This is a genomic window from Vibrio brasiliensis LMG 20546, from assembly GCF_000189255.1.
Lineage (GTDB): Bacteria > Pseudomonadota > Gammaproteobacteria > Enterobacterales > Vibrionaceae > Vibrio > Vibrio brasiliensis.
This window is the reverse complement of the sequence record NZ_AEVS01000109.1, coordinates 16,079-35,534: the sequence shown is the minus strand read 5'-3', so window position 1 is coordinate 35,534 and position 19,456 is coordinate 16,079. Positions and strand designations below refer to the sequence as shown.

The following is a 19,456-nucleotide window of genomic DNA, read 5'->3' as shown; positions in this document are numbered from 1 at the left end:
CTTAACGTAGTTGAATCGTCATGTTTGGCCCGCTTGGGATATCATCTTCAAACCATCGTGCTGTGACTGTTTTGGTTTCGGTGTAAAAACGCACCGCCTGTTTGCCATAAGCATGCAGGTCACCATAGAAGCTTGCGCGCCAGCCAGTGAAAGAGAAGAACGGTAATGGCACAGGAATAGGCACATTGACCCCGACCTGACCGACCTGAATCTCATGTTGATACTTTCGAGCAGCAGCTCCGCTGGCGGTAAAAATCGAGGTACCGTTACCATAAGGGTTGTTATTAATTAGCTCTATCGCCTTCTCTAAAGTATCGACTTCAAGACAGACCAGAACCGGACCAAAAATCTCTTGCTGGTAGATCGACATATCGGTCGTCACACCGCTAAACAAGGTTGGCGCCAGCCAGTTTCCATCCGGATAGCCTTCGACACTGCATTGGCTGCCATCAAGCTGACACTTCGCTCCCTGCGCTTTTCCTTCGTCAATAAGGCCAATGACTCGCGCTTTCGCCTGCTGGCTGATTAGCGGCCCGTACCCTGCCGCCTGATCATTCCAGACACCAGGCTTAACTTTGGCCATTTCTGTCGCGAGTTCATCGATCCACTGTTTTGATTCACCGACGAATACCGCTGCCGATATAGCCATACAACGTTGACCTGCCGCTCCCACTGAGGCACCAACCAGATTACTGATCACCTGAGCTTTGTTGGCGTCAGGCATCACCACCATATGGTTTTTCGCACCAGCAAAGGCCTGAACGCGCTTGTTATGGGAAGTCCCTGTCTGGTAGATATATTTAGCTACCGGAACTGAACCAACAAACGAGATGGCCTTGATCGTCGGATGAGAAAGAAGATAATCGACCTGAGTTTTACCACCATGAACAATCTGTAACACACCTTTTGGCGCGCCTGCCTGTTCAAACAGTTCAGCGAGGCGCATCGCTGTTAGTGGGACTTGTTCAGAAGGTTTAAGGACAAACGTATTGCCCGCCGCAATGGCGATCGGGAACATCCAGAGCGGGATCATGGCCGGGAAGTTAAAAGGTGTGATACCGCAGCATACACCTAACGGCTGAATCAGTGAGTAGGTATCAATGTCAGTCGCAACATTCTCTACGGTTTCCCCCATCATATTGCTGGCGATATTGGCTGCTTGCTCGACCACTTCGATACCGCGCCAAACATCGCCTTTAGCATCGACCGTGGTTTTACCGGTCTCCTTCGATAACAGTTCCGCCAGCTCATCATGGTGCTCTTTGAGCAAATGCTGATATCTGAGCATCAAGCGCGCTCGGTCTGACACAGCAACCTCTTTCCACAACTTAAACTGCTGCAGGGCACTGTCTATCGCCCTTTCCATTTCGTCCTCAGTTGCACAGGGCAAGGTTGCGATGATGTCATTGCTCGCAGGATTAGTGACATCTATCCAATCGCTCGTTTCAGACTGACAGAATTCACCACCAATAAATAAACTGACTGACTGTGTCATCATGATTTCCTTTTCAATTGTTTCGCATCTTTATAACGGGATTTCGATACCGATCGCGGTTGCTTCGCCACCACCTATGCAGATCGCCGCGACGCCTTTCATCACTTTGCGTTTACTTGCATCACCATCGACACCATAGGACTGCAGCTGTCTCAGGCTATAAATCAAGCTAGTTAGAATTCTCGCACCACTTGCACCAATTGGATGACCCAACGCACATGCGCCGCCTTTGATGTTCACTTTGTTTTGGTCAAGGTTAAGTTCGCGCACGGCTATCTGGGTAACGACAGCAAAAGCTTCGTTAATCTCCCACAGATCAACCTCATCAATTTCCCAATCCAAATCAGAAAGAAGCTGTTTGATTGCGTACACTGGCGCCGTAGTAAATTCTGCTGGCTTTCTCGCATGACTGGCGTGGGCTTTGATTATCGCCAGTGGTTTGATGCCTTGGCGTTTCGCACTGTCACTGTTCATGACAACCAGAGCTGAAGCACCATCAGATATGGCACTTGAGTTTGCAGCGGTTATCGTCCCATCCGGAGCAAATGCAGGCTTTAACTTGGTTATCTTGGATAAATCGATTGAAGGGGGAAGCTCGTCGTAATTGAGTGGCTCGCCGTTTGAAATCTCGACAGTCACCATTTCATGCTCGAACATCGCTTGACTCTGTGCCGCTAAAGCGCGTTCTACGGACTGAGTTGCCCACTCATCCATCTGCTCACGAGTGAACTGATATTTGTCAGCGATTTGCTGGCCGTAAACGCCCATTAATTCGCCTTCGTATGCGTCTTGCAAGCCGTCCAGGAACATATGGTCGTACGTGGTTTTATGACCAATCCTCATTCCGTTGCGCGACTCTTTAAGTAAATAAGGGGCATTGGTCATGCTCTCCATTCCACCAGCAATCGCGCACTGTATGCTGCCAGCAAGGACTAAGTCATGCGCCAACATTACTGATTTCATCCCAGAGCCACACACCTTGTTGACCGTAGTACAGCCACTGCTCAACGGTAGCTCAGCCGCCAATGCCGCCTGTCTTGCCGGAGCTTGTCCGCAGCCTGCGGGGAGCACGCACCCCATAAAAACTTCGTCAATGCTCTCCGGCTGTAATCCAGACTGGTCACATGCAGCGCGAATGGCGATACCACCGAGTTGTGGCGCAGTAAACTTGCTCAGTGCTCCTTGAAAGCGACCGATTGGCGTTCTCTTAGCCGACACTATCCATATCTGTTTCTGTTCCATTCGACGCCCCTTTTTAAGCTGGCTTAATTTCTTGACGTTTACGTAAGCATAGCACTAACATTTACGTAAACGTAAAGAAACGAAATAAAACCATTCTCGCGGGTAGATGAAATCAAAGACCATAACTACCTGCCATTTTTTAGCCCCAATTTAGCAATGCACAGGAAAGTTTATTCAGTGGAAAAATATAAGATTAGCGACCTTGCCAAAGAATTTGATGTCACGACTCGAAGCATCCGCTTTTACGAAGATGAAGGCCTGATTCATCCCGAACGTAAAGGCAGCATGCGAATCTACGACCGCCGTGACAAAACCCGTTTGAAGCTTATTTTGCGTGGTAAGCGTCTCGGTTTTTCTCTGGCTGAGATTCGTGAATTGTTCGAATTGTATGACACGCACCAAGGTGAAACTCAGCTAACAGAAATGCTGAAAATCATTGATGAAAAGGAAGCGGTGCTGCTGCGCCAGCTCGAAGACATTAACAGTATGCTTGATGACCTCAATATCGCCAGAGCGCGTTGCCAACAAGCATTAGTTGTGGACTCTCAATAAGTTAAACGTCCAAACCGTCTTCGAAATCTACGTTTTGAACCGATTATCGGAGGCGTCATGACAAGCCAATACACTCCACTCAACTTTGGTCAGGATGAATCAATCAATTTGTTGCGCGAGCACGTCAATAGCTTCGCTCAGCAACAAATTGCTCCTCTTGCTGGGGAAATAGACCAGGCCAACTCTTTCCCCAATCAATTATGGCCACTTCTCGGCGAGATGGGTCTGCTTGGCGTTACCGTGTCTGAACAATACGGCGGTGCCGGGATGGGCTATCTGGCTCATGTGGTCGCAATGGAGGAGATAAGTCGCGCTTCAGCTTCAGTTGCACTCAGTTATGGCGCCCACTCCAATTTGTGTGTGAATCAGATATTTCGTAATGGCAATCAGCAGCAACGCGAAAAGTTTCTGCCTAAACTCATCGACGGTAGCCACGTTGGCGCCCTTGCGATGAGTGAGCCGAATGCGGGTTCTGATGTCATTAGCATGCAGCTTAAGGCCGAGCTCAATGGCGATCACTATCTACTAAACGGTTCTAAAATGTGGATCACCAATGGTCCTGATGCAGATGTCGTTGTGGTGTACGCAAAAACGGAGCCTGACAAAGGCTCTCATGGCATAACCGCCTTTATCGTCGAGAGATCCGTCTCCCAGTTCCAGCATGCACAGAAACTCGACAAGCTTGGTATGCGTGGATCAAATACATGCGAATTAGTCTTCAATAACTGTCCGGTACCCATCGAAAACATCTTGGGCGAAGTCAACCAAGGGGTCAAAGTGCTGATGAGTGGTCTGGATTACGAACGCGTTGTTCTCGCTGCAGGTCCACTCGGCATTATGCAAGCCTGTCTGGACCTTGTCATACCTTATGTCCATGACCGTAAACAGTTTGGCCGCTCAATTGGTGAGTTTCAGCTGGTACAAGCGAAAGTGGCCGATATGTACACCCGCTCTAATGCTGCTCGTGCCTATGTGTATGCTGTTGCTAATGCCTGCGATAGCGGACACGCCAGCCGGAAAGATGCGGCTGGGGTTATTCTCTATAGTGCTGAACTCGCCACTCAGATAGCCCTCGATGCAATCCAACTACTTGGCGGTAACGGATACATCAACGAGTTCCCTGCTGGTCGTTTACTTCGCGACGCTAAACTGTACGAAATTGGCGCTGGCACGTCCGAAATCAGACGTATGCTGATCGGTCGCGAACTGTTTGAAGAATCTCGTTAAGGGGGCAGCATGGCGGTTATTAAATCAAAAATTAACACCGAAGCTCCACTCTATCTCAAGAATTTCGACGCTATGTCTGGCTTAGTCAACCAATTAGAGATTGATATAGCGTCGATCAAGCTTGGAGGTGGTGAAAAGGCACTCGCGCACCAACGTAAAAAGGGCAAATTGCCAGTGCGAGAACGGATTGATCAACTGCTCGATGCCGATACGCCATTTCTTGAGATTGGCCAGTTTGCCGCCTGGCAAGTTTATGAAGAGAACGTACCTTGCGCTGGTGTCGTTGCTGGTATTGGGAAAATCAACGGACTGTCATGCATGGTGATTGCCAATGATCCATCGGTTAAAGGTGGTACCTATTACCCACTTACGGTTAAAAAGCACCTCAGGGCTCAGGAAATCGCCGAGCGCTGCCGACTTCCCTGTGTATATCTGGTTGATTCAGGTGGTGCCAATTTACCCCATCAGGCTGAAGTTTTTCCGGATCGAGACCACTTTGGTCGGATATTTTTCAATCAGGCACGCATGTCTGCCAAAGGGATACCACAAATTGCGCTAGTACTTGGACTATGTACTGCAGGTGGGGCTTACATTCCAGCGATGGCCGATGTTTCAGTCATTGTAAAACAACAAGGTACCATCTTTCTTGCCGGCCCTCCTTTAGTCAAAGCCGCCACAGGTGAAATTGTTACTGATGAGGAACTGGGTGGCGCAGATGTTCACTGCCGTAAATCAGGGGTTGCTGATTACTATGCGGAAGATGAGCATCATGCACTGCAACTGGCTCGGCAAGCGGTAGCCAACACCAATTTGCACTGTGAGATAGAAGCGGACCCAGCAAGCCAACAGATATCTCCACCCTGCTATAAAAGCGAAGAGCTTTACGGCGTGGTTAACTCTGATCTTCGTCTCTCGTTTGATGTTCGTGAAGTCATTGCTCGTATCGTCGATGGTTCTGAGTTTGATGAGTTTAAAGCCCTATTCGGTACAACACTCGTGTGTGGCTTTGCTCGTATCGAAGGTCAGTTGATTGGTATTGTCGCTAATAACGGCATTTTGTTTTCAGAGTCTGCGCAAAAAGGGGCTCACTTCATCGAATTATGCGCCAAACGTAAGGTGCCGCTTCTATTCCTGCAAAACATCACTGGTTTTATGGTCGGAAAAAAATACGAAGAAGGAGGAATTGCCAAGAATGGAGCCAAGCTGGTCATGGCGGTGGCTTGTGCAAATGTGCCTAAGTTTACCATCATCATTGGCGGTTCTTATGGTGCAGGAAACTATGGCATGTGTGGTCGCGCCTACGATCCCACCCTAATGTGGATGTGGCCAAATGCGCGTATTTCAGTCATGGGTGGAGAGCAAGCTGCTGGTGTTCTGACTCAAGTAAAGCAGCAGGTAATGCAACGTCAGGGACAAGAATGGGCGACTGAGGACGCCGAGCAATTTCGTCAGCAAATTCTTGAGCAATACAATACACAAGGCCACCCTTATTATGCCAGCGCCCGTTTATGGGACGACGGTATCATTGATCCCAAACACACGCGTCAGGTATTAGCTCAAGCGCTTAAAGTGGCTCTTCGAGCCCCCATTGCCGACAGTCAGTTTGGTATATTCAGGATGTGACCTATGGTAAATAAATCTTCAGACTCGCTAACTCCGGATGTCATTGCGGATATTGATCACCATGGCGTCGCCTCTGTCACCTTATGCCGTCCGGATAAAGCTAATGCCTTTAATGCCGAAGTCATCGCTCAGTTGATCGCACTACTCGACTCATTATCTGCCAATCCACAGGTACGTTGCCTTGTTTTATCGGGACAAGGAAAGCATTTTTCCGCAGGGGCGGATCTTAATTGGATGCGCTCTATGGTCGATAAAAGTGAACAAGAAAACCAGCTCGATGCCTATCAGTTAGCGACCTTACTCGATAAGCTTGATCACTTCCCAACACCCACCATAGCTTTAGTTCAAGGTTGTGCATTTGGTGGGGCATTAGGTCTGATATGTTGCTGTGACATGGTGTTTGCCAGCGAGGATTGTCAGCTATGTTTAAGCGAGGTGAAACTGGGTTTGGTCCCTGCGACTATTGCACCTTATGTGATTCGTGCCATGGGCGTGCGAAATGCCAGACGCTATATGCTTTCTGCCGAGAGAATCGACGCGCAAGCCGCATTGCAGCTTAACCTGATTCATCAGATATCCGCACCTCAAAGCTTGCAGCATGATGCCACCCATTGGTTACAACCTCTGCTTAAACACGGCCCTCAAGCTATGGTTGAAGCTAAAAAGCTATGTCATCACTGCAGCAACATCGTAATAGACCAAGCGCTGATGCGCTATACCAGCCAGCTTATCGCCAGAATACGAGTTTCAGATCAGGGGCAGGAAGGTTTGTCGGCTTTCTTACAGAGACGTTCCCCTAAGTGGGATGAAAAAGAGAGTTAGGGAGTCGCCATGAAACAACCAAGCATAATCACGCCGCTCTCTAATCAGTTGCAATCCGTCAACATCTTTGAAGTTGGACCGCGAGATGGATTGCAGAATGAAGCAGCCCTCGCGCCTGAAGTTAAAGTGGAACTGATTAACCAACTCTCTACCACTGGTTTAAAAGAGATCGAATGCGGCGCTTTTGTTTCAGCCAGAAAAATACCGCAAATGGCTGATTCCGATCGCGTGTTTGATCAGATTAATCGTACCAACGGCGTCACCTACTCTGCCCTGACACCTAACGTCCGTGGTCTTGAATCTGCGTTACAGCATCACGTAGACCATGTTGCCGTGTTTACTTCAGCATCTGAAGGCTTTTGCCAACGTAATATTAACTGCTCTATTTCTCAAAGCCTCGAACGATTTACGGACGTGATAGAGTTGGCGTCTAAACACAAAATTCCAGTCAGGGGCTATCTGTCCTGTGTTGCGGATTGCCCTTATGATGGGCCAACAGAGCCACAGCAAGTTGCTCGTTTAACCAATGAAATGCTCAACATGGGTTGTTATCAGGTCTCTTTAGGAGACACAATCGGTACCGCCACACCAAACCGAACCGCGCATCTTCTCTCTGCGATTCTCGCGGACACTTCACCTGCAAATGTTGCCGTCCATTTCCATAACACCTACGGTCAGGCTCTGGCTAACATTTACCAGTCACTGATGATGGGCATCAATACCATAGATTCAAGTGTCGCAGGGCTTGGCGGCTGTCCCTATGCTCAGGGAGCATCCGGTAATGTCGCAACTGAAGATGTTCTCTATCTCTGCCACGGACTAGGTTTAGAGACGGGTGTTGACCTCGAAAAACTCGTCAAAGCTGGCTGGTTTATCTGCCAAAAGTTGAACATCCTGCCTGCATCAAATGTTTCACGCGCATTACAGTGCAATTTTCATACATAATTATGTGCCGATCATCCAACTTTTGTTATCTCTCCAAAAAAAGTGCGTGAATTATCAGCAACAAAAGTGTTAACTATGCAGTCAATAGTTTGAACAAGCGTCACAATACTGACACATACCCATCAGCCCACTTATTATGTGGTGCTCTGCTACAGGTGTATAAATTACCGTCATGAACATACTAGTTTGCGATGACTCGTTAATCGCTCGCAAATCCATTATCAGTCGTATTTCCCCTTCAGATTCTCTGCAGATTTTCCAGGCTGAAAACGGAAAATCCGCACTAGAAACGATGACTAAGCAAAATATCGATCTGTTGTTCCTTGATTTGACCATGCCTGTGATGGACGGTTTTGAGGTACTCGCCTCTCTGCCAATAAACCACTATCCAACCCATATCGTTGTCGTATCCGGTGATATTCAAGTCAAGGCAAAAAACCGCTGTTTAGAGCTTGGCGCTCACGAGTTCATTGAAAAACCGTTTGTCACCTCAGATTTAGTCGAGTTATTTGATAGGTTCGCTATCCCACTAAAAGCGACGACTACGCTGCACCCAGAGTTAACGCCAAATGCAATTGACTTAATGGGAGCGATTCGCGAAATGAGCAATGTCGCTCTAGGTGCCAGTGCTTCTATCATCGCTGAACAAGTTGGCAAGTTTATAGAAATGCCACTACCTAATGTCGCCTCTCTGCACCAGTCAGAATTGAAGATGACGGTTCAAGACATAGTAAACAACTCTGAATCTCGCGCTGTTTCGCAACGTTTTGTTGGCAACGGTATCAATGGCGAAGCGCTGGTATGTCTGCATGGTAGCGGCTTTGAACAGTTAGCGAGTAACAGTTGTGGTGAAGAGGTCAATTCGACCAATGAAGTGATTCTCGACATTTCTAATCTGTTGGTTTCTTCGTTTTTGGTCTCGTTCAGTAAGCAGTTAGATATTTCTATTTCGTTGCGTCAGCCTATTGTGCTTGAGAAAGAACCTCTGCAGGTATCGTTAAACTCAAGCGGTTTTCTTGAAGAGTATGATCAGGACATATTTACGATTGAATTTGTCTACAAAGCAGAAAACCTCGATGTAGCCTGTGACATTATTTTCTTGATGGATAACGAGTCTCTTGATGCCATTCAACAAATTCTGGAGAGCCTAATATGACGGCAAATGATATCGGCGATTTTCACTGGGCAATGCAAATCATAGGTGATCTTGATGCTGGTCTTATCGTAGTCGACAGAGATTACAAGGTCTGTGCCTGGAACTCATTCATGCAATCATACAGTGGCATCAGCGCTGAGCAGATAATTGGTAAAGTGCTATTTAGTGTTGTCGATGATCTTCCTGAAACCTGGCTAAGAAAGAAAGTTAATACCGCGTTTACCCTAAACAGTCGTGGATTTTCCTGTTGGGAAGATCGACCGTATCTGTTTAAATTTAAAAACTTCAGTCCAATTTCCAATGGCTTAAGTGAAATGCGTCAGAACATTACCTTTTCTCCACTAACGTCAGTTAATGGTGAAGTTTCTCACGTCAGTTTGATCATCAACGATGTTACCGATATCGCTAAAAACAAAATCCACTTAATGGATTCAAACCAGAAACTGTCTAATTTGAGCCAAACCGATGGCCTGACTAAACTCTATAACCGTGCTCACTGGGAAGTGAACCTGCAAAAAGAGTACGAGCATTGCCAGGTAACGGGGGAAGTCTCTTCACTGGTGATCTTCGATATCGATCATTTTAAACGGGTTAACGACACTTACGGACATACTGTCGGCGATGAAGTTATCCGTCACGCCGCTGAAGCACTAAAACGAGCCTCTCGTAGTTCGGACATTTGCGGACGCTATGGCGGTGAAGAGTTCACCGTTATCTTGCCTGGCACATGTGCGAATCAGGCTCTCTACTTTACCGAGCGATTGCGCAAGCGTATTGAAAGCTCGGTAGTTAAATGTGAACAGCATGATGTTAAGTACACCATTAGCTTAGGTGTGTGTGAGATTTCACCATTACAATCCAGTCATCTCGCGTGGCTTGAACATGCTGATAAGTCACTCTACTTTTCTAAGGAGTCAGGGCGAAACCGTTCGACTGTATTCGAATCGTCATTTATTGAATAGTCATGCAAATTAACCACGATTCATTCCAAAGTTTACAGACCTATCCCAATCGATTTGTATAATACAAACAATCCACATATAAAGTACTGCTAGAGCAAGGTTCGAATTAGACCTTGCTCACACCTTGAGATAATCATTTGGCATTTTTGCATCATAATTCTGGCACAGAGCATAAAAAACTTGCCCTCAAGAGTAACTCATGCCTAACCTAGACTAATAATAAAGTGAACATTAGTAGTCACTAGATTCTTATATTTAATTTGTAACGCTTAGCTGGTGGCAATATGAACTTCTATCCTAATGACAAATTGGTCCTATTTTCTCTTGGTTCAACGCTTTCTGTTAGCTTCTGGCTATTAGACTCTTTAATTGATCTAGTGATTTTTGAACAAGGAAACAGCTTTTCTTATAGCGTACTTCAACCTAGTAAAGTTGAACTTTGGATGAGAAGTTTAGTTATTTTTCTCATTGCCATAATCCTTATTTCTAATAAGGATAAGATCCTTTACCTGATATATGGTAATTCAATTGTTCTCGACACAAGTAGCAAAGAAACGTTAGATCTAAATCGTAAACTAGATGAACAACTTGCGTTAAACATTAGACTCCGGGAGCAGGCAATGACGGATCCGTTAACCTCGCTGCTTAATCGACGAGGTTTTCACAATCTATTCGACAACCAACAGACTAACGTAACCTCGCATCAAGGAGCCTGCTTTATTATCTGTGACATCGATAACTTCAAAACCATCAATGATAACTATGGTCATGACATTGGCGATGAAACGTTAATCCGATTATCAAAGATATTGAAGAGCAACATTGACCAACCAAACTTTGTTGTGAGATGGGGCGGCGAAGAGTTTATTATCGTGTTGTTTTCTCACTCAATTCATCAAGCGAGTGTCATTGCCAACCATTTAAAAAATACTATTTCATCGACTCATTTCAATCAGGTAGGAAGTGTTAGCGCTAGCTTCGGTATATCACAACTCAAGCCCAATGAAGCAAAAGAGTATGCTATTTCAAGATCAGACAAAGCGTTGTACATCGCGAAAAAGAATGGAAAAAACAGAGTCGAAATAATGTTATTTAATTAGAACACTTAGAATCATATACCTTTAGGATCAATTAGTTAGCAACCCCTGCTTAATAACTGAGTTATAGTAAGGCTGATAATCTAATTGATACTTCTGATATATATTTTCTAAACGCCCGCTGTTTACTAATTCTTCCATTCCCAAGTCAAAAGTATCAATTAGGCGTTGTGATTCAAGACTATTGGAGAATACGACGTACAGTTTTTCGCCAGCCTTGGCAGTACGAATACTATATTGAGAGGATGAGAGTAAGTCACTACCAGTCAGTGCAGAACGATAGTCAAGTAAAGCATTAACTCTGCCTTTTTTAATCAGTTCAATGGCGGAATATACGTCATCGACCTCTTTCATATTAACGGGGATATTTTGCAGTAGCTGATGTTCGAATCCGTAGTCCCTGACCCATGCCACTTTTCTATTGGCAAGCGAATTAAGCCCTTGCTGTTGCCAATTCATTAGGTCACTGTGACTGAGTACAACGACCACATCCTCTTCAATGCTCAGGTGCCAGCGCGGATAAAGAAACTGTCGCCCATCATGTTGTGGGTGATAATAGTCCCCCACATAAGCATTTGCAGCATTGTGTTCGACTGCATGTTTGGCTCGTTTCCACGGCATCACTTCAACATAGATATTAATCCCCTGTGTATCGAATGCTTCACGAATAATATCCCAGTATAAGCCCGTGCCATAGGCATCTGTATAACCTTTCCACTCATGGCTAACGATTTTAACTCTCTCATACTCACTGGCATGACTCGTACCACCGTACCAAATTAATAAAGTTAGCAAAGCAGCATTGATAACCCTGTTCATTACAACAACCACACGTTTTTATTACAGTGTAGTCGATAGGCTCGGCAAGAATGAGTTAGGAAGAGTAGCTTACAGAATGATGCACCAACATCATTCTGTCCTGATGATAAAGTGTTGCGTACCGCTTGGCGATCAAGGCAGCTTTGGGTAGTTGATCCTTAGACATAACAAAGGCCATGGCTAGCTCACCATGACCTTCAAATAGCAATGGTTAAATCCCGCGTAGGTATCCTCGCTTACGCCCACACTCTAGCTCCCACTGAACCCCATACTGATCACGCCAATAGAAGAACGACATCGTATAAGGAGAAAGTACCATTGGCGGACCTTCAACTTCTTTATCCCCACAACCATCAGGATATCTGACCAATTCACCACCTGGTTGATCTTTAAGGTGATTAAACGCAGCCATAATGTCACTCACTTCCAAGGCCGTATGACGAATACCACCAAGATCATTGGTGTTCTTTATCGTCACTCTTTGGTCTCCGACCGGCTCATAGTAGCGCATTAATTCCAGATAGAGTCCCGCTGTAGGATGATGTAAAAAGCGGATATCGAGGTCAACTTTACCGTTTTCAAACCCTGCATCCTTGGCAAATGAAGCGAGATTCAAACGAGGGTAATCCATAATTGAACCATCTTCATCGTACGCCTGCACAAAACCTAACGTTCGCTGGTAAAACGAAGTCGCCTTTTCAATGTCGTCAACCACGATATTTAGATGAGAAACGGCGGTAATAAACTTAGACGGGTCACTTGGAGCTTCGATGCTATCAATAAGTGATGAAGCAAAATCAGGCGTAACCCCAGTACAAAACAGTACAGAGTAAGGGCTCTGACACTCTGCTGAAGCCACTAAATAGGGTTTATAGCTGTTAGCAACACCAAAGCGCCCTGCCTTAGTATCGTCCGCTGCAATGCGGATTTCGACAGGCAAACGTTGTGCCTGATATAGGTTCGGATTTTTCGCGAAGCCTGCAGCGAGTGCATCAAAAGGATTAAAACCCGGAGCTGAAAAAACACTAAGCCACATTTCTAACCAAGGCTGAGATTTTTCGCTGAGGTACCTGGCGGCATCACACCCTTCACCAAGCTTATTCAGATCACTCTGGCTAATCCAGACCTGATTGGCCAGTTCAAAAGGCGTCAGGACCAGTGGAATGCCACTCTCAAGTAACACTCGAAACGCATCAGGGTCAAGGTCAAAATTTAGGTCACGAAACGGCGTCTGTTGCTTCGGTCCTACGACAAAGTGTTCGTTCTCGCTACTTCGCCCGGCCACAAGGATAATCTGGTCGATCTTACTCACCAGATCCGGGTATAGCAGTATCAATGAGGCAATATTGGTTGCAGGCCCCAACGCTACGACCGTCATTGATTTTTGCTTAAGTTTCTCTGCCAGCGCTTTGGTTGCATCATTTTCAGCCACATCATTAATTGTTAATGGTTGGGCGGCCCCTTTCATCACAGGTAGCCCGATTGGCCCAAATCGATTGGCGACCTGTCTTGCCAGAGAAAGCGCGGTATCGACATCCGTGTTACCGTAAGTCGCACTAATACCTTCTATTTTAAGGTTACTGGCATTAAAAAGAGAGAGTAATGCGTAAGCATCGTCAACATCACAAAGGGCGCCTTGCGGGGAACGGGTACCAATCGATATGTCGGTATCAATCCAAACACTTTTCTTGTCTAGTGCGTCAAGAATTGTATCCATCACCAAATCCACTGAATCTGGGTTTTGACCTGAAATCAAACCTTTCTCTGTCACGACAAACTTAGCACTTGGTTTCTCGCACTGATAGGCAGCACCTTCTTTTACCAACTCATCTTCTAAGTGGTATGGGAGTGCTTTAATGTATTCGGGTGGCGTGAGTTTTTCTTCAGCATCACTAAAGCCTGTCAACTTAAGCCCTTCGACCAGAGGCGAACCATCAGTTTTTTTCGCCGACAACAGTCCCGTCGGTCCATGGCATACTGAGCCAATCAACTTTTTGTCGGCATAGAATTCACTGACAACCCTTGCTAAGCCAGAACTCTGTCTGAAGTCCCATAACGTACCGTGTCCACCACAAAGAAAGATGGTGGTAAATACACTTGAATCTACATCGTCGATACAAACGGTATTTTTTAATAGCGACATGGCGTAGTCAGATTGCTGAAATTGCTTTACCTGCTGGGTAACAAATTCTCCGCTACAACTCAAAGGATCTGCCTGAGCATCACCTCCTTGAATCGATGCGATCGTGACCTCGTAACCCGCGTTATAAAAACGCCAAAACGGGGTCGCCATTTCATTAAACCAAAAACCAGTTTTCTGCCCTGTGTCACCTAGTTGTGTATGGCTAGTTACCACTAAAAGTGCTTTGTTCACTTTACGACTGTTGTTGACTACTTCCTTGTTTCGCATTGCGACTTATTAACTCCTGTTATTTGTTTCTGATTATTATTTGGTTACGGCCGCTATTTTTTGCCTGATACAAAGCCTTGTCGACTCGGGTTAATAAGCTATCGACCGTATCCTGGCTAAGTAATGAGGTCACACCGATACTGACTGTAACCTGGCCTACTGGTGAGTTGTCTTGTTCAGCAATGATGTTGCCCAGCTTCTCTGCGTTCGATACTGCTCCTTCAAGATCGCTCATACAAAGAACGATAAACTCTTCGCCGCCCCATCTTCCCGGAATATCGACACTGCGCACCGATTTCCTGATTGAGCCTGAAACGTTAACAATGACCTTATCGCCAACGTCATGACCAAACTGGTCATTAATCGATTTGAAGTGATCGATATCCAGCATCAGGATTGAAACTGGGGTTGAGCCATCACCCGGCTCTTGACGCAATGCCTCATGAATACGCTCTTCGACATAACGGCGGTTGTACAGGCCAGTCAGTTGATCTGTGGTCGAAAGCATGTAGAGCTCTTCATTTTTCTCAGTCAACTGTTCATTCGCTTCATAGAGCTTTTTGGTTCGCTCTTTGACCAACCCTTCCAGATTGTCGTTCATCAGCTTGAGATCTCTGAACATACGCGCGTTTTCCAACGAAATAGCCGCCTGAGAAGCGATGATTTTCAGAGTCTGAACCCGATCGGTTTGAAATGCTTCTGCCATATGCGTGTTTTCTAGATAAAGCACCCCAGACATCTGTTTCTGACGGATGATCGGTACACACAAAACAGATATATCGCCCTGGCTATTGAGGTAAGGGCAACGTTCAAACTGTGCATCGTGATGATTGGGTGTATAAACGACAGATTGACCGGAGTTAATTACGTATCGCACAATTGAGCGTGATAGACAGTGTGACTCACCATATGGGACATTAAGCCCAAGTTGATCGTCATTGCTCTGTTCACCTGTTACTTTCTGAGTTACGACAAAATCACCGCCGTTTTCTAGCAATAGTAAACCTCGCGTCGCGCCCGCATTTTCAACCGCCAGATTCAATAACTCTTCAGCCAGCATATCGACATTGATATGTTGTGATACCGCCTGAGAAGCTTTTAATACCGCCGCCATATCCAGAATGGATGAGAAATCATCGCTTCCTAGTGTTGAGTCCATAGTGGCACTCATCGAAGTCGGTGGCTGCACGAGATTAAGCTGGGGATATTGCTCAGCCATCCACGCGACTTTGCCATCAGCGCCCCACTGTTCATAGCCTTCAAGTGCACGCTTTAAATACACTTGTGCCTGATATGATTTGCCTGCCTGCTGCCAGAAACGCCCTGCCAGTTCGTCAGCAAGCGCAGCATCCATCAGGAACCTCGCATTCAGAGCGGCTTCTCGTGCCAGTTCATAATGGTCAAACGCCGCTAATACATCTCCGTTTAGCTTAAACAGCTCAGCTTTAAGCATCAGTAACTTATGTTCAAAGTTGTTCGGACACAGCTCTGCCCACGTTGTAAATTTAGCGATCAGTTCCTCTAACCAAACCAGATACGCTTGTCGTTCATCTGGCTCAACGGAGGCACACGCGGTACTTAAATGAAGCCCTGTATAAAGGCAGCTATCTACCTGAATAATCTGCGCCTGAACTGTGCTCTCAATAACGGGTAACCACTCTCTTAGTTGATCAATAGGTAATGTCTCGCCCGCCAACAAGGTTGCACGCAAAATCGAATACATAGTATGACCAAGGAAAAATGGCGCCTGCTGATAGTCGCTAAGCAGTTGCTGAGTTGAGAACCCTTCACTATCGAGTGAAGTAAAGCTATCCGTATTCCCCTTAAGATGTTCTAAAGGTTGCTGAACAATAATCTTAAGTAACTGGGCGATATCGCCAAGTCTGTTCGAATTGAGATATTCGAGACTCGCTTGTGTCTGCGCTTGTAACTTTTCAAGGTGAGCGCCCGAGGCAAGCAATACATGAGGCATCTGCAGAAACACCCATCCTGCATAAGGAGAACCCGACTCTTTTGACAGCTTTGAAGCTTCAAACCAGTAGTCATAGCTCGAGTTGAGTGGCTCCAGCCAATGGTTGATACCAAGAGAAAATACGTGATAGGTGTAGTTCTTAAACACAGGGCTGTTGTATTTATCAGCCAGCCTTACCGCAAGTTTTCCAATTTCGTGTCCTAAACGGTATTCACCACTCGAACAGAGAATGGTAGCGTAGTTGATAAAGCCTGCTGAGGTTACGTGGCAATTGCCCTGTTCGATAGATATCCGCGCGCTGATAGCTGCGACCGCCGCCAATAGCGGACCTCGGCCAAGTAGATAACCATCAGAGAAAGTATCAAACAGCAACTCATGAATCAGGTTGTAGTTGGAATCATTGACCGTTGATTGGTGGAAAAGGCGGTCATAGTCGGTTTGTTGTAACAGAGCATCAATCTTGTTTTTCTCTTTGGCAAACAACTCAAGCAGAGCCTGGTCTTCGTCTGGCAAGTCGATACCGAGCATACGCAGCGCTTCATATTCAAATTCAACGGATTTCTGGTATTCGCCTTGGTGGTGATACTGTTTCGCCTGGATATTGTATAACATCAGTTTATCTGTATCTGACGTCAGTCTGTCTCTCAGTTCAGCGTAGAGCGACTCTGCTTTCTCGAACTCCGCAACTAAGTAGTGAGCCTGAGCCAGTTCAATATCCACGGCAATCGACAGCTCTGAGTCAAGAGGCTGTTGGTTCTCTTCCAACAGGACTTTAGCGCGAGTCAGGCACGAGTGGGCAACACTAAACGCTGCTGACTGCTTGGCTTTATTCGCCGCGGTCAGATTAAGTTGCGCCAGTTGCTCTCGCTGCTCGTAAGTTGCGTACTCGCATCCCTGATTAAGGTGTTCGACGACATCAAATAGCTGCCCGTCCGTCATGTGCCCTTGATATTCAGCTAAGATTTGCTGGCCGATAGCCCAGTGGATTTCACACTGCTCCCCTGCTGGCAACAGGCTATAAGCGGCTTGCTGAATACGGTCGTGCAAAAAGTGGAACTCCGTATCAGGCAACTGCTCGGAATCGTCAGCAGTATAGAGTTCAAAATCATCATCGATCGGTTGGATATAGCCTTTAGAAACCGCCTGCACTAATTGCTTAGCCACATCTACCCGGTTACGGCCTGACAGTCGAACCAGCAGTTGTAGATTAAAGCAATTGCCAATACAGCCTGCGAGTTTAAGCAGTTGTAGCGTATCTATCGGCAGACTACTCATGTTCTCTTGTAACAAGGCAACAGAGTTATGCATTTTCGGCATCAGACTTAGCGCTTTCTTGTTCCAACGCCAGTGCTTCAGGGTGTAGTCAAAGCACAGACACTCCTGACTGTATAACGTACTTAGCATGGTTTTGTAAGCCAGCGGGTTGCCACCGGTTTTCTCGCAAAGCACATCGTTTAATTGCTGATATTCCGCTTCTGGCAAAGTTAATGTATCACGCAACATTTCAACCAATACGCTAGTTGGTAACTCGCCAAGTTCAATCTCAAGCAGATTACTGCAACTCGCTTTTAGTGCTGGCATAGTGAGAGCTAATGGATGATTGTCATCAACTTCATTGTCTCGGTACGCACCGATGATCATCAACGTTGAGTGACTTAACGTTGGTGCCATGGCCTCAAGTAGCGACAGGCTGGGCGGGTCTATCCATTGCAAGTCATCAATAAAGAACACTAGCGGTCTGCCAGAGTGACCTAATGCGTGTATCAGGTTATAGAAAGTGGTACTAAAACGTGTTGATGCAGCTTCAGCGGAAAGCGTTTCTAATTCTGGTTGAGACCCAAGTAATAGTTCAAGATCCGGCACTGCATCAATCAGCACCTGTCCGTTGCTACCGACTCCGGTCAGGATCTGTTGTTTCCAAAACTCGATGCTGTCATGACTTTCCGTCATTACCTGACGAACTAAGCCAGCAACTGCCTGAAGGATGGCTGAGTATGGTTGATGGCGCAATACCTGGTCATATTTACCACTGGTTATGTAGCCGCCCTTTGCAGTCAATGGACGATACAGTTCGCGGATTAACGAAGTTTTTCCGATCCCCGAATGACCGGAAACAAAGACAAACTGGCCATTGCCGATGCTGGTATTTTCAAATGCATCAAGCAAGGATTTCGTTTCTTCAGTCCGCCCGTAGAGCTTGTCCGGGATTCTTAACCAGTCATTGAAATCTTCACTCGCCAATGCAAAAGGCTCAATTTCACCACTTTCCTTCCAAGCAGATAAGCACAGAGAGAGATCAGAGATAATCCCCTGTGCACTTTGATAACGAGCCTCCGGGGATTTGTTCATCAGCTTGAGTATGATGTTTGAAATCATAGCAGGTATCTGGGGAACAACTTGATCCGGCGCCTCTGGTTCAAGAGCAATATGACTATAAATCAGTTGGTTTGGATCCGCCGTGGTAAAAGGTAGTCGCCCTGTGAATAGTTCGTATAGCACGACACCTAAAGAATAGAAGTCAGTTCGATAATCGAGCCCCCGATTCATTCGACCCGTTTGCTCGGGCGACATGTACGGCATCGAACCTTCGATAAATTTGGGTTTAACCACGTTTCGAGCTCGATCCGGGAACTCAAGTGAAGAACAAAAATCCAGTAAAGTGATCAACCCTGTTGTCGGGTTAATGATGACGTTATTAGGAGATAAATCGCGATGACAAAAATTCTGCTTGTGAACCTCTCCGACCAGGCGGCAAAGCTCAATCCCTATCTCAAGTGCCTTATCTAACGTAACCTTTGCTTGTATCTGATATTCTTTGAGAGACACACCGTCGATCCACTCACGCACTAAAACGGCTGAGTTTTTCTGTTCTATATAACCTAGCGCAGCAGGTATCCCTGCCCCTTCCAATCTGTTGAGGACTTCAAACTCACGTTTTAGCACCGAAAGCTGCCTTGGCTCAGGAAACTCACCTGATGGCACCTTTAACGCAACAACTCGTTGATCGCTGTCTCTTATCGCTTTAAAGACTCGGCTCTGCTGGCCGCCACATACTTCAATTAACTCTGAAAAACCATCCATGTTCATGCAAGCCTTCCTATTGCGCTAGCTAGGCGCAAACTTCTTATTTTAAT

At 46.2% G+C, this 19,456-nt stretch carries 13 protein-coding genes; 8 read left to right on the top strand and 5 right to left on the bottom strand.

Annotated features, from left to right (window positions below; all coding sequences use genetic code 11):
* Position 1: 1 nt before the first annotated feature.
* Both RH46_RS20335 and RH46_RS20330 read right to left on the bottom strand, forming a co-directional pair.
* Positions 2–1,495 (bottom strand): CoA-acylating methylmalonate-semialdehyde dehydrogenase, encoded by a 1,494-nt coding sequence (locus RH46_RS20335; protein WP_006881415.1) that lies wholly within the window; start codon positions 1,493–1,495, stop codon positions 2–4.
* Positions 1,496–1,525: 30 nt separating this feature from the next.
* Positions 1,526–2,737, bottom strand: a complete 1,212-nt coding sequence (locus RH46_RS20330) for an acetyl-CoA C-acyltransferase (RefSeq protein WP_006881414.1) — start codon at positions 2,735–2,737, stop codon at positions 1,526–1,528.
* Positions 2,738–2,914: 177 nt separating this feature from the next.
* Here RH46_RS20330 and RH46_RS20325 point away from each other — a divergent pair, with 177 nt between their 5' ends.
* The 8 genes from RH46_RS20325 (at position 2,915) to RH46_RS20290 (ending at position 11,124) form a co-directional block, all read left to right on the top strand.
* Positions 2,915–3,289, top strand: coding sequence for a MerR family transcriptional regulator (locus RH46_RS20325; RefSeq protein WP_006881413.1), 375 nt, complete (start codon positions 2,915–2,917; stop codon positions 3,287–3,289).
* Positions 3,290–3,346: 57 nt separating this feature from the next.
* Positions 3,347–4,516 carry an isovaleryl-CoA dehydrogenase gene (locus RH46_RS20320; RefSeq protein WP_006881412.1) on the top strand — a complete coding sequence of 390 codons (1,170 nt, stop codon included), beginning with the start codon at positions 3,347–3,349 and terminating at the stop codon, positions 4,514–4,516.
* Positions 4,517–4,525: 9 nt separating this feature from the next.
* A complete protein-coding gene (locus RH46_RS20315; protein WP_006881411.1) occupies positions 4,526–6,139 on the top strand; it encodes a carboxyl transferase domain-containing protein in 1,614 nt (537 codons plus the stop codon).
* A gap of 3 nt (positions 6,140–6,142) precedes the next feature.
* The gene (locus tag RH46_RS20310; RefSeq protein WP_006881410.1) at positions 6,143–6,961 is read left to right on the top strand and encodes an enoyl-CoA hydratase-related protein; all 819 of its coding nucleotides are present in this window, start codon (positions 6,143–6,145) and stop codon (positions 6,959–6,961) included.
* Between the two features lie 9 nt (positions 6,962–6,970).
* A complete protein-coding gene (locus tag RH46_RS20305) occupies positions 6,971–7,906 on the top strand; it encodes a hydroxymethylglutaryl-CoA lyase (RefSeq protein WP_006881409.1) in 936 nt (311 codons plus the stop codon).
* A gap of 172 nt (positions 7,907–8,078) precedes the next feature.
* A complete protein-coding gene (locus RH46_RS20300) occupies positions 8,079–9,062 on the top strand; it encodes a response regulator (protein ID WP_006881408.1) in 984 nt (327 codons plus the stop codon).
* On the top strand, positions 9,059–10,024 hold the full coding sequence (locus RH46_RS20295; protein ID WP_006881407.1) for a sensor domain-containing diguanylate cyclase: 966 nt from the start codon (positions 9,059–9,061) through the stop codon (positions 10,022–10,024). The genes RH46_RS20300 and RH46_RS20295 overlap by 4 nt, the downstream gene beginning before the upstream one ends.
* Before the next feature lie 284 nt (positions 10,025–10,308).
* Entirely contained in the window at positions 10,309–11,124 is an 816-nt protein-coding gene (locus tag RH46_RS20290) for a GGDEF domain-containing protein (protein WP_006881406.1), read from the top strand.
* A 27-nt stretch (positions 11,125–11,151) separates the two neighbouring features.
* Here RH46_RS20290 and RH46_RS20285 read toward each other — a convergent pair whose 3' ends face one another.
* The 3 genes from RH46_RS20285 to RH46_RS20275 form a co-directional block, all read right to left on the bottom strand.
* The gene (locus RH46_RS20285; RefSeq protein WP_006881405.1) at positions 11,152–11,940 is read right to left on the bottom strand and encodes a substrate-binding periplasmic protein; all 789 of its coding nucleotides are present in this window, start codon (positions 11,938–11,940) and stop codon (positions 11,152–11,154) included.
* Positions 11,941–12,151: 211 nt separating this feature from the next.
* Positions 12,152–14,350: a nucleoside hydrolase gene (locus RH46_RS20280; RefSeq protein ID WP_006881404.1), complete on the bottom strand. Its 2,199-nt coding sequence runs from the start codon at positions 14,348–14,350 to the stop codon at positions 12,152–12,154.
* A 19-nt stretch (positions 14,351–14,369) separates the two neighbouring features.
* Complete coding sequence (locus RH46_RS20275) at positions 14,370–19,409, bottom strand: diguanylate cyclase (protein ID WP_006881403.1); 5,040 nt, start codon at positions 19,407–19,409, stop codon at positions 14,370–14,372.
* Positions 19,410–19,456: the final 47 nt, after the last annotated feature.